The 12465-nt window shown below is 72.6% G+C and carries 13 protein-coding genes; 5 read left to right on the forward strand and 8 right to left on the reverse strand.

Annotated features, from left to right (window positions below; genetic code table 11):
* Window positions 1-226: 226 nt before the first annotated feature.
* Window positions 227-583: an ArsR/SmtB family transcription factor gene (locus ACWGJ5_RS00875; protein ID WP_453307656.1), complete on the reverse strand. Its 357-nt coding sequence runs from the start codon at window positions 581-583 to the stop codon at window positions 227-229.
* 218 nt (window positions 584-801) lie between these two features.
* Between ACWGJ5_RS00875 and ACWGJ5_RS00880 the strand changes: the two genes are divergently transcribed.
* Window positions 802-1779 carry a cation diffusion facilitator family transporter gene (locus tag ACWGJ5_RS00880; protein WP_453308244.1) on the forward strand — a complete coding sequence of 326 codons (978 nt, stop codon included), beginning with the start codon at window positions 802-804 and terminating at the stop codon, window positions 1777-1779.
* Window positions 1780-1875: 96 nt separating this feature from the next.
* Here ACWGJ5_RS00880 and ACWGJ5_RS00885 read toward each other — a convergent pair whose 3' ends face one another.
* The 4 genes from ACWGJ5_RS00885 to ACWGJ5_RS00900 all read right to left on the reverse strand — a co-directional run bounded on the left by ACWGJ5_RS00885 (window position 1876) and on the right by ACWGJ5_RS00900 (window position 5370).
* Window positions 1876-2154: a hypothetical protein gene (locus tag ACWGJ5_RS00885; RefSeq protein ID WP_453307657.1), complete on the reverse strand. Its 279-nt coding sequence runs from the start codon at window positions 2152-2154 to the stop codon at window positions 1876-1878.
* Window positions 2155-2232: 78 nt separating this feature from the next.
* Entirely contained in the window at window positions 2233-2367 is a 135-nt protein-coding gene (locus tag ACWGJ5_RS00890) for a hypothetical protein (protein ID WP_453307658.1), read from the reverse strand.
* A 261-nt stretch (window positions 2368-2628) separates the two neighbouring features.
* On the reverse strand, window positions 2629-4125 hold the full coding sequence (locus tag ACWGJ5_RS00895; protein ID WP_453307659.1) for an MFS transporter: 1497 nt from the start codon (window positions 4123-4125) through the stop codon (window positions 2629-2631).
* 291 nt (window positions 4126-4416) lie between these two features.
* Window positions 4417-5370 carry a DMT family transporter gene (locus ACWGJ5_RS00900; RefSeq protein WP_453307660.1) on the reverse strand — a complete coding sequence of 318 codons (954 nt, stop codon included), beginning with the start codon at window positions 5368-5370 and terminating at the stop codon, window positions 4417-4419.
* A 257-nt stretch (window positions 5371-5627) separates the two neighbouring features.
* On the opposite strand from ACWGJ5_RS00900, the gene ACWGJ5_RS00905 reads away from it, so the two are divergent.
* The 3 genes from ACWGJ5_RS00905 (at window position 5628) to ACWGJ5_RS00915 (ending at window position 8483) form a co-directional block, all read left to right on the forward strand.
* On the forward strand, window positions 5628-6089 hold the full coding sequence (locus tag ACWGJ5_RS00905) for an AAA family ATPase (protein ID WP_453307661.1): 462 nt from the start codon (window positions 5628-5630) through the stop codon (window positions 6087-6089).
* A gap of 581 nt (window positions 6090-6670) precedes the next feature.
* The gene (locus ACWGJ5_RS00910) at window positions 6671-7462 is read left to right on the forward strand and encodes an esterase/lipase family protein (protein WP_453307662.1); all 792 of its coding nucleotides are present in this window, start codon (window positions 6671-6673) and stop codon (window positions 7460-7462) included.
* Between the two features lie 130 nt (window positions 7463-7592).
* Window positions 7593-8483, forward strand: coding sequence for a GNAT family N-acetyltransferase (locus tag ACWGJ5_RS00915; RefSeq protein ID WP_453307663.1), 891 nt, complete (start codon window positions 7593-7595; stop codon window positions 8481-8483).
* A 75-nt stretch (window positions 8484-8558) separates the two neighbouring features.
* On the opposite strand, the gene ACWGJ5_RS00920 is transcribed toward ACWGJ5_RS00915, so the two are convergent.
* On the reverse strand, window positions 8559-9554 hold the full coding sequence (locus ACWGJ5_RS00920) for a hypothetical protein (RefSeq protein WP_453307664.1): 996 nt from the start codon (window positions 9552-9554) through the stop codon (window positions 8559-8561).
* 338 nt (window positions 9555-9892) lie between these two features.
* Window positions 9893-11065, reverse strand: a complete 1173-nt coding sequence (locus tag ACWGJ5_RS00925; RefSeq protein WP_453307665.1) for a site-2 protease family protein — start codon at window positions 11063-11065, stop codon at window positions 9893-9895.
* 271 nt (window positions 11066-11336) lie between these two features.
* Between ACWGJ5_RS00925 and ACWGJ5_RS00930 the strand changes: the two genes are divergently transcribed.
* The gene (locus tag ACWGJ5_RS00930) at window positions 11337-11699 is read left to right on the forward strand and encodes a DUF488 domain-containing protein (RefSeq protein WP_453307666.1); all 363 of its coding nucleotides are present in this window, start codon (window positions 11337-11339) and stop codon (window positions 11697-11699) included.
* Between the two features lie 79 nt (window positions 11700-11778).
* Here ACWGJ5_RS00930 and ACWGJ5_RS00935 read toward each other — a convergent pair whose 3' ends face one another.
* Window positions 11779-12384, reverse strand: coding sequence for an Rv1733c family protein (locus tag ACWGJ5_RS00935; RefSeq protein ID WP_453307667.1), 606 nt, complete (start codon window positions 12382-12384; stop codon window positions 11779-11781).
* Window positions 12385-12465: the final 81 nt, after the last annotated feature.

Consider the following 12465-nt stretch of genomic DNA (forward strand, 5'->3'; position numbering starts at 1 on the left):
CGGTGGTCGCCGTATCGGATGTGGCAGCGGCCGGAAGGAGCGCGCCACCGCGTCCGTGCGCCCGCGCCCGGCATCGGCCTGACCGGCGACGTTCACGGTGGTGGTCCGGTCACCCGCCACGGAACCCGCCTCCCCCCCAGCAGTCTGCTCGCCTGCCCGAAGGATACGGGGCCCGTCTTGTGTCCACACCTGACATTCCACGCGACGCCCCCTGCGGTGCGGAGCGTCAGTCGTGAGGCGGGAGATGGCCGATCTGGTGGTCGGCGATGTTCAGTGCCTCGTCGACCAGGCGGCGCAGATGTCCGTGCCGCAGGGCGTACACGACCCGGCGCCCCTCCTTGCGGGTGGTCACGAGTCCGGCCAGGCGCAGCCGGGCCAGATGCTGGCTGACCGACGTCCGTGTGGCGTCGGTCGCCCCGGTCAGCGTCGTGACGTCGGCCTCCCCCTCGCCGAGCCGCCGCAGCAGAGCCAGGCGGGTGCGGTCGGCCAGCAGGCCGAGGACCTCCACGGCTGCGGCGAGGCGTTCGCCATCGTCCACTTGTTGCGAGGGGTGCGCACCTGATAGATGCATGCGTGCGTTCATGTGCACATAATGGGGGAGCAGCAGTACCGGCGTCCACCTCCGACCAGCCCGCCGTCCGCGAAAGGTGCACCGTGAACGAGCAGACCCACACCAATGAGCCGCCCGGGCACCGGCACGCTCACGCCGACAGCCACCACGGTCACGGGCACCACCACGGTGGCCATGGCCATGATCGTCATGGCCATGAACACCCGCACGGAAGCGGGCGGTGGCCGAAGGTGCGGCACCAACTGGCTCACCTGGTCACTCCGCACAGCCACGAGGCCATGGACAAGGTCGACTCCGCGATGGAGACCTCCCGTGAGGGGATGCGCACGCTGTGGCTGTCGCTCGGCATCCTCGGGGCGACCACCGTGGTCCAGGCGATGATCGTGGCCGTATCCGGGTCGGTCGCACTGCTGGGCGACACCATCCACAACGCCGCCGACGCGCTCACCGCCGTACCTCTCGGTATCGCGTTCGTCATCGGGCGGCGGGTGGCCAATCGCCGCTACACGTACGGATACGGTCGCGCCGAGGACCTGGCCGGCATCGCCATCGTGCTGACCATCACGGCCTCTTCGGCGCTGGCCGCCTACGAGGCCGTCGACCGCCTGCTGCACCCCCGCGACGTCAGCCACCTGTGGGCCGTCGCCCTCGCCGCGCTGGCCGGCTTCGTCGGCAACGAGTGGGTGGCCCGCTACCGCATCCGCACCGGCCGCAAGATCGGCTCCGCCGCGCTGGTCGCCGACGGTCTGCACGCCCGTACCGACGGCTTCACCTCCCTCGCCGTCCTCCTCGGGGCCGGCGGCGCCGCTCTCGGCCTGCGCTGGGCCGACCCGGCCGTCGGGCTGCTGATCACGGCCGCGATCCTCATGGTGCTCAAGGATGCCGCCCGCGAGGTCTACCGGCGCCTGATGGACTCCGTCGACCCCGCCCTGGTCGACCGCGCCGAGCGGGTTCTGCGCACCGTCGAGGGCGTCGAGCATGTCGGCTCGGTGCGGATGCGCTGGATCGGCCACTCCCTGCGCGCCGAGACCGACATCGTCGTCGACCCGCGGCTGAGTGTCGCCCGGGCCCACGCCATCGCTGTCGAAGCCGAACACGCCCTGATCCATGCGGTGCCCCGGCTGACCGCCGCCACCGTACACACTGACCCGCACCCCACTGCCGACAGCGGCGACCCCCACGCGGTACTCAGTCACCACGCCACCTGACCCGGAGGTGCGCTGCCGCTGATCGCCGACGCCGGATATTGCGGCGGCGGCTGTCAGAGGGTCCGTGAACCGGCCGGACAGAATGGCTGAGTTCGGTCAGGGGCTGTCCTTGCGTTCGACGACAAGGACGCGGGCCTGCGGCCTCGGGTGAGCCACGTGGGCGTCTCCGGGCTCGACGCAGCACACGCGGCCGGGCACCAGCCGCTCGACGCGTTCGACGCCGTCCACGCGGTAGTACATGTCGACAGCACCGTCGAGGACGACAAAGACCTCGGGCCCGTGGTTGACGTGCCACGCGTACGGCTGGTCGGTCCCTTCCGCGCCCACGCCACCGTCCCAGAAATGACCGTTGTCCTCGACGAGTTCGGCGATCACGTGTCCATCGGGGCCTCACCGTGGTGCCGTTCACCAAAGAGCCGTAGTCGGCGAGCCGCCGTCGGCCATCGTCGCGGGTCACCAGTCATCGGGCCCCGTGCAGGCGCGAGCCCACAGGGTGACGTGGAGGATGACCGGGGCGGTGAAGGCCGGCAGATGGCGCAGGGGTATGTGGTCGGGGGTGTCCGCGCCGTCGGTGCGGTTCGTCGCCATGCGCGTGTGGCGCGGGCCGATCTCGTGCTGGTGGTCCAGCCAGGTCCGGTCGTACGGGCCGCGATGAGCGCACGCCAGGCGGCCACCATCGCTTCGGCCTGGGGGGAGAGGACCTCGGCCGCCAGGCGCAGGTAGCGCTCGTCCTCCCGGGCCAGGCCCACGGCCCCGCGCGGTTCGTCGAGTTCGGCGAGGGAGGCGGGGGAAAGGGGCCACGTCGTCGCTGCCTTAGGTGTATCCGGCCGGGTCAGGCATGGCGCTCCTTCACTTGTCCGTTCCGCGGCCCGTTCGTCGACGGCGTGACCGCCGCGTCCGCCGGTCAGCGGGCCGCCGGCCGTGGCCCGCCCGGGGAGGCAGGTGACCGGGCAGCAGGCGGAACGCGAGGACGGCGGCGACGACATAGAGCAGTGCCGAGCCCAGGACGACGGTGTGGAAGCCGTGCACGAAGTGCGCGCCGCTGCCGGGCGGGCCGGCGACGGCACCGGCCACCGCGATGCCGATGGCGCCGCCGGCCTGGCGCGCCGTGTTGTTGATGGCCGAGGCGAGTCCGGAGCGTTCGCCGGGCACGGAGGCGATGGCCGCGGCGACGACAGCGGGGGTCAGCAGGCCCAGTCCGATGCCCCACAGCAGGAACGCGGGCAGCAGGGCGCCGTAGCCCGACGACGGCGTCACCCGGGTCAGCAGCGCCAGCCCCGCCCCGGCGATGAGCAGCCCGGCACCGGCCGGCAGGCGGGCCCCGATCCAGCCGGTCAGCCGCCCGCCGAACGGTGCCAGCACGGCCAGCGGCGCGAACAGCGGGACGATCGCCAGGCCCGCTTCGAGAGGTGGGCGGTGCTGGAGCGACTGCAGGAACAGCATCAGGACGAACAGCGTGCCGAGGGTGCACAGGTTCATCGTCCCGGCCGCCGCGTTCGCCACGCTGAATCCCGCGCGCCGGAACAGCGCCGGCGGCAGCATGGCCTCGTCCCCGCGGCGCCGCTCGACCGGGACGAGCGCGACGAGCGCCGCCAGGGACACCACCGCGGTCGCGACGACCGGCGCCGACCCGCCGCCGGAGCGCCCGCCCTGGATGAACGCGAACGTCGTCGCCGGCAACAGCAGGCTCCCCAGCAGCAACCCGGGCAGGTCCAGACCCCTGGCCTGCGGCTCCCTGCTCTCCCGGACGATCGCCCCGGCCCAGGCCAGGGCCAGGAGCACGATCGGCACGTTGAGGAGGAAGATCGCACGCCAGCCGAAGCCGTCGACCAGAGCCCCGCCCAGCAGCGGCCCCGCGGGCAGGGCGAGGCTGCCGATGCCCGCCCACACACCGATCGCCTTCGCCTGCCCGGCCCCCTCGGGGAAGGCGTCACTGATGATCGCCAGCGTGCCGGGCAGCAGCAGCGCGGCCCCGATTCCCTGCACGACGCGGGCGGCGACCAGCACCGCGACGCCGGGGGCCAGACCGCAGGCGAGCGAGCCCGCCCCGAAGACGATCAGCCCGATCAGCACGATCCGTTTGTGGCCGTGCAGATCGCCCAGCGTGCCGGCGGTCAGCATCAGCGACGCCAGCGCCAGCGCATAGCCGTCGACCACCCACTGCAGGCCGCTCACGTCGGCGCCGAGCCCGGAACCGATCCGCGGCAGCGCGACGTTCACGATGGTCACGTCGAGCAGTACCAGAAAGTAGCCCGCACACATCACGACCAGTACGGTGCGCGGCGAGCCGCCCTTCCCGGCCCGGGGCACCGTACGCCGCAACAGACTCACAGCGGCACCGGCCACCCCGGCTGCGTACCCCTGGGGAACGCGGTCATTCCGGGGCCCCGATCGCCGAGATACCTGGTCACTCGGCGCGCGGGACCAGGGGCCGCGGCGGGACCGGTCAGCCGGAGAGGGGTCGTCCCGGTGCGCTCCGTGGAAGTCGGCCTGGCGGGCCATGACGGTGCGCATGGACGTGCCCCGTCGACATGGGCGTGCGGTCCGACCAGCACCGCGTCACCCAGCACTGCAGGATGGTGCGCCCTGCCCCGGACCATGTGAGGTGTCGGAACCAGCGGCGGACGGATACGGTGTTCAGCCCCCTGCGTCCGTACGCCGCCCGGGGTGGCGCGGGGCGGCGTGGGCGTCCTCCGAGCGGTAGCCGCCCGGCCGCCGTGTCGCCCTCCCGCTCCCGCCCCGGTCGTTTGCCGCCGGGGGCCTGCGGGCGGTGGTGAAGTAGGCGCTGATGACGATCAGTCCGCACCCGGCGAGTTGCAGCGGAGCGGGGCGTTCGCCCAGGACCACGGCGCTCAGCGCCACCGCGCCCACCGGTGTGAGCAGAAGCAGGACCGCGCCGACGTGACTGGCCAGTTTCGGCGAGGCGGTCGCGACCAGCAGCCAGCCCACGACCTGGCTGCAGACCGCCACCGCCAGCAGCCAGCCCAGCACCCGCAGGCCGGGCGCGATGTCGAACCCGTACCACGCCAGTCCGGCGAGGAACGACACCACCGCGGCCGAGGCGATGACCACCGCGTACGTCTGCCGCACCTGCCCGCGGTGGCCGCCGCGACGCAGCAGGTACAGGAACCCGGAGTAGCACACGGCCGCCAGTACGGCGTGCACGGTGCCCCAGCGCGGGTCGGTGCCGACCGACACGCGCCGGTCCAGCACGCCGCCGGTGAGCACGACGCCCAGGAGCAGCAGCGGCAGCCACTTCAGGAAGCGAGCGGGCACGGGCTCCCGGTCGACCGCCCAGGCGATCAACGGCACCAGAACCACCTGCACGTTCACCAGGACCGTCGACAGCCCGGCGCCCACCTCTCCGATGGCCTGCGTCCACAGCAGCATGTCCCCGGCGAACAGCACGCCCGCCGCGAACGCGAGCCCGTACCGCCGACGCGGCGGGGCACCCTCACGCCGATGCTCCGCACCGGCCAGCACCGCCAGGGCGGGCAGTGCCAGGACACACCGGTAGAACGAGGCCGTTCCGGGCGCGGTGTGCGCCAGGCCGAGCAGGACGGCCGAGGCCGACACGGACAGCGCTCCCATCGCCATTCCCCAGCCCGGACGCCGGACCGCCTTCCGCGACGGGTGCGGCAGGTGCAACGGCGACCGGCCTGTCGGCGGCTGTGTCCCCGGCTGTCTGCCGGGCGCGCGCCGATCACCGGCAGGACGGGGCATGACGGTTCGCTCCCCTCGTACGAATCCGGGCTGTGCGCTCGGACCACGACGCGTACCCCGGGCGAGATCCCCGACACTGCGGGTGGGCTGTCGGGCGCTGGTTCTCACATGTCATCGTGGCGGTCATGGCGATCGACGTAGACGTGGCCGTCCTGGTCGGGCTGCAGGCTTCCGGAAAGTCCACCTTCTACACACGGTGCCTGTCCGGCCAGTACGCGCTGGTCAGCAAGGACCTGTTTCCGCGGGGCGCCAAGAACAAGCAGCGGCGGCAGCTGCGACTGGTGGAGGAGCACCTTGCGGCGGGGCGGCCGGTGGCGGTCGACAACACCAACCCGTCGCCACAGGAGTGGGGCCCGCTGGTGGAGCTGGCCCACTTGCACGGGGCGACGGTCACGGCGTACTGGTTCCCGCCGGACGCGACCGGCTCGCTGCGACGCAACGCCGCACGTGAGGGCCGTGAGCGCGTCCCGGACGTCGGCGTTCTCGCCACACTGAAGCGGCTGCGCAAGCCATCGCCGGCGGACGGATTCGACGAGGTCCGGGAGGTGCGGTTCGACGGGCGGGGCGGCTTCCACGTGCGGGGGTGAGGCCTCCCCCGGTACCGGATCGGGGATCACGATCGTCTCGGTCACTCCCGACGACCCGTGGCCGTCATCGGCTGCGAAGGTGTCGGCGACGCGGCGGTGGTTGGCCCCTGTTTCTGCGGCCGGTGGGAACCTCCTGCGACACCGAGGCCCTCACTGGCACCGGAGCACGATGTCGAACCGCACGCGGCCCAGCTCCGCGCCCGGCGAGGTGGCACGCCGACCCGACCCGATGCCGACCCGACCCGATGCCGACCCGACCCGATGCCGACCCGACCCGATGCCGACCCGACCCGATGCCGACCCGACCCGATGCCGACCTGACCCGATGCCGACCCGATCCGGTGCCTCAGCCGTCCGCGACCAGCACAGCCGCGCCGGGAGGATCGAGTCGGAGCCGGGCGGACCTCCTCCGCCACGGCCCCGCTCTCCGGACCGGCATCGACGGTGGAGCCAGGGTGGCGGAAGGGAATCAGAGAGGCGCGTGCAACGTTTTGGGGGAACATGGGGAATAGATGGAGCACAACGGGGGCGTACATCGGGAGGTGAGCGCTACGGGCACTCCCTTCAGGACGCAACTGTCGGTGCCGGGGCTCTCGCCGGTGCACGGTCTCGGTGCCGAGGCCGGCCGGGCGGCGGTACGCCTGGTCAGGCTGCCGGTCGACATCGCCGTGGAGGGCGTGGGCCAGCTGACCGGATGGATCGGTCATACCCGGCCCGCGCCGTCGGCGGAGTGGAGCAGGCCATCGGCGGCCGACGCGACGATCCCGGTACTGCTGGTCCACGGCCTGGCCGACCGGGAGTGGGTCACCTCCTCTCTGCGACGCGGCCTGGACGGCTGCGGCGCAGGCCCCTTCGTCACGGTCAGCTACAACGCGCTCAGCCCGGACATCCGCACGGCGGCCCGGGTTCTCGGCGACCAGGTGGAGATGGTCCATGCCCGCAGTGCTGCCCGGCCCGTGGTCCTGATCGGATACAGCCTGGGCGGGTTGATCGCCCGCTACTACGTGCAGCGCCTCGGCGGGGACCGGTGCGTGCCCCTGCTCATCACCCTGGCGACCCCGCACTCCGGGACCGCGACGGCCCTGCTGGCTCCGCCCCATCCGCTGCTGCGCCAGCTGCGGCCGGGCAGCGACGTGCTGACAGAGCTCGCCGGCCCCGCCACCCGATGCCGTACCCGGTTCGTGGCCTTCTACAGCGACCTGGACGAGGCCGTCGTGCCGGCCGCCAGGGGCCGCATCGACCATCCCCACCTCAAGGCCCGCAACGTACTCGTGCCCGGTGTCGGACATCTGACCCTCCCCCTGCATCAGCCGGTCATCGATCAGATGCGCTCACTGCTGACCGCCGCCGGCCAGGCCGTGGCCGCCGCATGATCTCCGCATCGTCCGGGACATCGACTCCGCCCGCCCGTGACATCGGCGACGGATCGGAGGACGCTGGGATGTAGCGGGTAGGAACGAACGTAGGCGGTAAGAACGTCAGCACCTGTGCGGACCCGACACCATGGCCTCTTCACCCAACCCCGACAACGGCGCGACCATGCGTCCGTATCGCCCCGAGGACCAGCCAGGGGTGCAAGAGCTGGTCGACGCGGACCGGCTGCCGGGCCAGCAGCGCTGCACGCCGGAACAGCTGGCTGCCGCGCGGCGCGGTCCGCCTGCCCTGGCCGGCTGGGCCACGTCGGCCCGGCCGGGCATCGGCGTCCTGGCCGACGCGGATGAGCGCCCCCGCGGTGTCGTCGCGTACGTGTCCTGGACGGATGTCCGCACGGGCGTGATCTGCTGGGCGTACGGCCGCGAGGATCCGCCCGTGCTGCGCACCCTTCTCGGCCATGCGTGCGCCGAACTCGCCCACTGCCCGAAGATCGACGCGTTCGTGGGCGCCCCGCCGGGTCCTCTGGGGCCGGGCGGCCTGCCCCGCGTCCGCCGCGCCGCCACCCATGACGCTCTGGTGGAGGCCGGATTCACCGGCCGTTGCCAGGGTGCCTACCTGTACTGCGCGCTACCGGGGGAGCCGTGGCCCGCCAAGCTGGTCGCCGACGTCTTCCCCTGCGAAGTCCCCCCGGGACACCGGCTGATCATCCGTGACGGGGCCGAGCCGGTCGCGGAGGCGGTGGTCGGTGCCGGACCCGGCCGCACCGCGACCGTGTACTGGATCGAGACCCGTTCCACCCACCGTGGCCGGGGCCTTGGCCGCAGGCTTCTCGGTCAGGCCCTGGCCCTGCTGGCCGAACAGGGCGCCAGCGAGGTCGCCCTCGTCATCGACGACGTCCCGCCCCGTAGCCCGGAGAACGAAGCCGCCGCCCGGCTCTTCGGCTCCTTCGGCTTCACTCTTGTCGACCGGTTGTGGACCTACCGGCGGCAGCACCACCGAGCCCCGCGGCCGACCGCGTGAACCCGGCGGCGCGACCGTGGGGCCGTCCAGGGTGTCCCCGCCGCGAGCGGCCCTGGTCCGGCGGGCCCCCGCGGGTCAGGCGGGTACTCGCTCGGCGGCCTTCTCCGCGGCCTTGAGGACGGTGGACCGTCCCTGATGGCGCCGCTCGTACTCCAGAACCCGCCGGCAGTGCCTGGGTTCGGCGTCATTGAGCCGCTTGACGACCTCCTCCGCGGTCATGCCGTCGTAACCGGGCCAGGGCACCGGCCCGAGCAGGGCGGCGATCCGGCTCAGGACAGCCGGGCGGCCCGCGTGGGAACGCTCGTAGGCGCCGACCATGGCCAGGTCCGTCTGCGTCAGGTGCGGCAGCCGGTCGATGATCATCCTGGTGCTGAGCCTGCGGTAGTCGGGGATCGGCAGCTCGACCTCGCTGATGAGGGCTCCCCGCGGGGCGCCCTGGAGCCGGTCCGCACCCGGCATGCGCTCAGCCGTCTCCCGCAGCCAGCTGCTCCACTCGCGCACCGCCAGGGCCGCACCGCCGACACCCGATCCGTCCGTGGTCTCGCTGGCCGCCACCGCGGCTTCCGCGTGCTGCTCAAGAGCTTCGGCGAGCTCCTCCAGCGCCTCCTCGTCGTCATGGCGGATGGAGCTGAGCAGCTCGGTGGTGATGGCGTCCCGGGACTCCTGGGCGATGCGTTCGGCGGCCCGGCAGACGGCCAGGGCCAGCGCGGTGACCGCGTACTCGTCCTCGGCGTTCTTCAGCAGCCGCAGCTGGGTGGCCGTTCCCCGGCCGCGGAACACGGCGGCCGGAACCGACATCGCCATGTCGAGGGGCAGCCGGGCCGCATGCCCGGTGAGCTGCCAGGCGCCGCCGAGGACGCTGTGCATCAGCCCGCGCGGCTGCAACGTACCCAGGCGTTCGTCGATGCGGTAGACGTGGCCGCGGGCGTCGCCGAGGCGGCGCTCCAGGACATCCCGGTGTTCACCGGGGGGCGTGACCGCGAGGTGGGCCTTGAAGCGGTCGGCGAGCGCCGCTTTGGTCTCACGGACCTCGCGCAGCGCCGGAACGAGCAAGTCTGTGGCTACGGACATCAAGGTTCCTTCGGATGCTCGGTGCTCGGGAGGAATCGGCCGGAATCCGGCCCCGCCCCCACCGTGCCCCGAACCGGCCACTCCCGCATCCTCCGCTCCGGCGTACGGGAGCGGGCGCAAGTGCGGGCTGGATCCCGGACTCGGCCCCAAGGCCTGGGTCCTGGTGGTGCTGGAGTGCGGGAAGGCGGTGGCACTGCGTGCCGTACGTCTGTGTCGGCGCGCTGAGCCATCCGGGGCTGGCGCGTCGGATCGTGGGCTGTGTGCCAACCATCTGCCTGCGTGCCTGCGTGCCTGCGTGCCTGCGTGCCTGCGTGCCTGCGTGCCTGCGTGCCTGCGGGCTACGTGGGGATCCCCTCGCGGCCCGCTCCTCCTCCGGGCGCCGCCGTCCCGTGGCTCTTGCCCGTCGTGTTCTGCTGGTAGAGCCGTTGGATGTCGTGTGCGGTGATGATGCCGTCGAGGCGTGAGCTGTCCATGACCAGGACGGGCAGCCCGCCGCCGGTGCCGAGCCGTGCGAGGACCGCGGTGAGCTGCTCGTCCGGTGCGGCGATCGTGCACTGGGACACGGGTGTCGCGAGCTCCCGCACCGGACGCGCCTGCTGCTCGCCGGACGGAGCGACGGTCAGCCGGCGCAGCTCTACGACCCCGCTGGGCCGGCCCTCGAAGTCCAGCAGCGGCAGCACCGAATGCCGTGTCCGGGCGGCCACGTCGGCGAGGAAACGGTCCACGGTCAGCCAGTCGGGGCCGGTGTCCACCGGACTGGTCATCGCGTCCGCGACCCGCACCCCGCGCAGGGCCAGGGCCAGCTGGGCCCACCGGCGTTCGGCCGCGGCGGCGCCCGCCACGAACAGCGCGACGACCATCAGCCACAGTCCGCCCGTCATTCCCCTGGCGAACGCGAGCCACCCCACCACGGCCAGGGCCATGCCGATGATCTGTCCGGTGCGCCCGGCCGCGCGCTGGGCCCGCTCGCGGTCGCCGGAGCGCCACCACAGCGCGGCCTGGAGCACGCGGCCGCCGTCGAGTGGAGCGGCAGGCAGCAGATTGAAGACGCCCAGCAGCAGGTTGGTACCGCCGAGCCAGCCCAGTACGGCGACGGGGAGTCGCCAGCCGAGCGTCGCGTGGACCCCTTCCGCGGCGCCGACGGCGGCCCCGCCGAGCAGCAGGCTGGCGAGCGGTCCGCTGACGGCGACCGCGAACGTCGTCCGCGCCGTGGTCGGCCGGTCCATCCGGGTCACCCCGCCCAATGCCCACAGCGTCATGTCCCGCACCGGCACCCCGGCCCGCAGAGCCATGAGCGCGTGCGCCGTCTCATGCGCCACCAGGCTGGCGAGCAGCAGGAGAGCGCCGGCCACCCCGGCCGTCGCGTATGCAAGGGGCGCCAGACCGGGCGCGTACGCGGGCAGCGTCCGGTCGGCCAGACCGTACGCGAACAGCAGCATGATCAGCGGTACGCTCCAGTGTGCGCGCACCGTCACACTCCGCACACTTCCAATCCTGATCGAACCGTTCATCGCCAATCTCACCACCGACGGAGCGATGCATACGGCCCCACGCCGTGTCTCGCCCCCTCCATGGTCCACCGGTAACCCCCCGACCGGAAACGTCCCAGCAAGGCGATGGCGGCCGAGGAGGCTTGACCGGTCCTCGATAAACTTGACCGGTCCTCGATAAAATGGACGTGTCGGGAATGTCTGCTCCGCGGCAGGAGGCGAAGCAGTAGGGGGCGAAGCAGTCCAGCCGCTCGAGGCCGGGCCGGGCGGCCGATCCGGAAAGGGCAGCGCGATGGCCAAACAGATCGCCTGTCGCAGGGTCTACGAGGACACCCCGCCCAAGGACGGGAAGCGCGTGCTCGTCGACCGGGTCTGGCCACGGGGCATGCGCAAGGAGGACGCGCATCTGCACGAGTGGCTCCGCGATGTCGCCCCGTCGAGCGAACTGCGCAAGTGGTACGCCCATGAGCCCAGCCGGTTCACCGAGTTCCGCCGCCGCTACCTGTCGGAGCTGCGCGACACGGAGCACCGCGAGGCGGCCGAACACCTGCGGGACCTGGCGGCGCACGACAAGCTCATGCTGCTGACCGCCACCAAGGACGTGGACCACAGCCAGGCCGCTGTCCTGGCGGAGTGGCTGACCGAGGACCGGTGACGAGGACGCGAGCCGCCGACGGGCTCCGTCAGCTTCGTCCCAGGTCCGCTCCCTCGGTCCCGGAGCGCGTCCCATGAGGTCAGTTCGTCATGTGTCCCCACCGTGGGCCGACCAGGGTCCACTCCGCGTCCCACTGCTCCATGCGGCGCCGGTCGAGCCACAACCGTCCGGTGCTCCCGAGGCCGAACACCAGCCCGCTCAGGGCAAGGGCGGCCGCGGCTCCCAGGAGGCTCGCCTCGACAGCTGCCTTGCCGGGTGTCGGAGGCTGGGCGCTCAGCCTCCCATGGTGATCGATCCAGATCCCGACCGTGGAGCCGGCCCTCCGCCCGGTGCTGGTGGTCACCAGTGTCCTGCCGCTGTGGGTGGAGCCGTCGGCGGCCGTCCAGCGGACCTTCGCCGAGACCAGGTCCCCGCCCGCCTCCGACACCGCCGTGTACGGGACATCGGTGCGGAGCACGGCGCGGACAGGGGTCCGCTCGGCCCGCTGCTGGGCGAAGGAACGGTCGGCGGCGCAGGCGGTCATCGCGCCGGCCACCGTTCCGCCCACCACGATGAGCATCCACATGGCGAGCAGGAGCCATGCCTCCAGGACGTCATCGTGTCGCCGGACCGGATTGCTCCGCCACCGCCACAGTGGCCGCCTCATGCGCTTGGGCTTCCTGCTGGTCGGCTTGTCGTCGTGCATTTCCCCGCCCCTCCTCGTCCTCCTGGTCGTCACTCCAAGACGGTGACAGCACGGGCCGTACCGTCACTTGGGCCGACCGGC

The sequence above is a fragment of the Streptomyces sp. NPDC054783 genome (assembly GCF_053611725.1).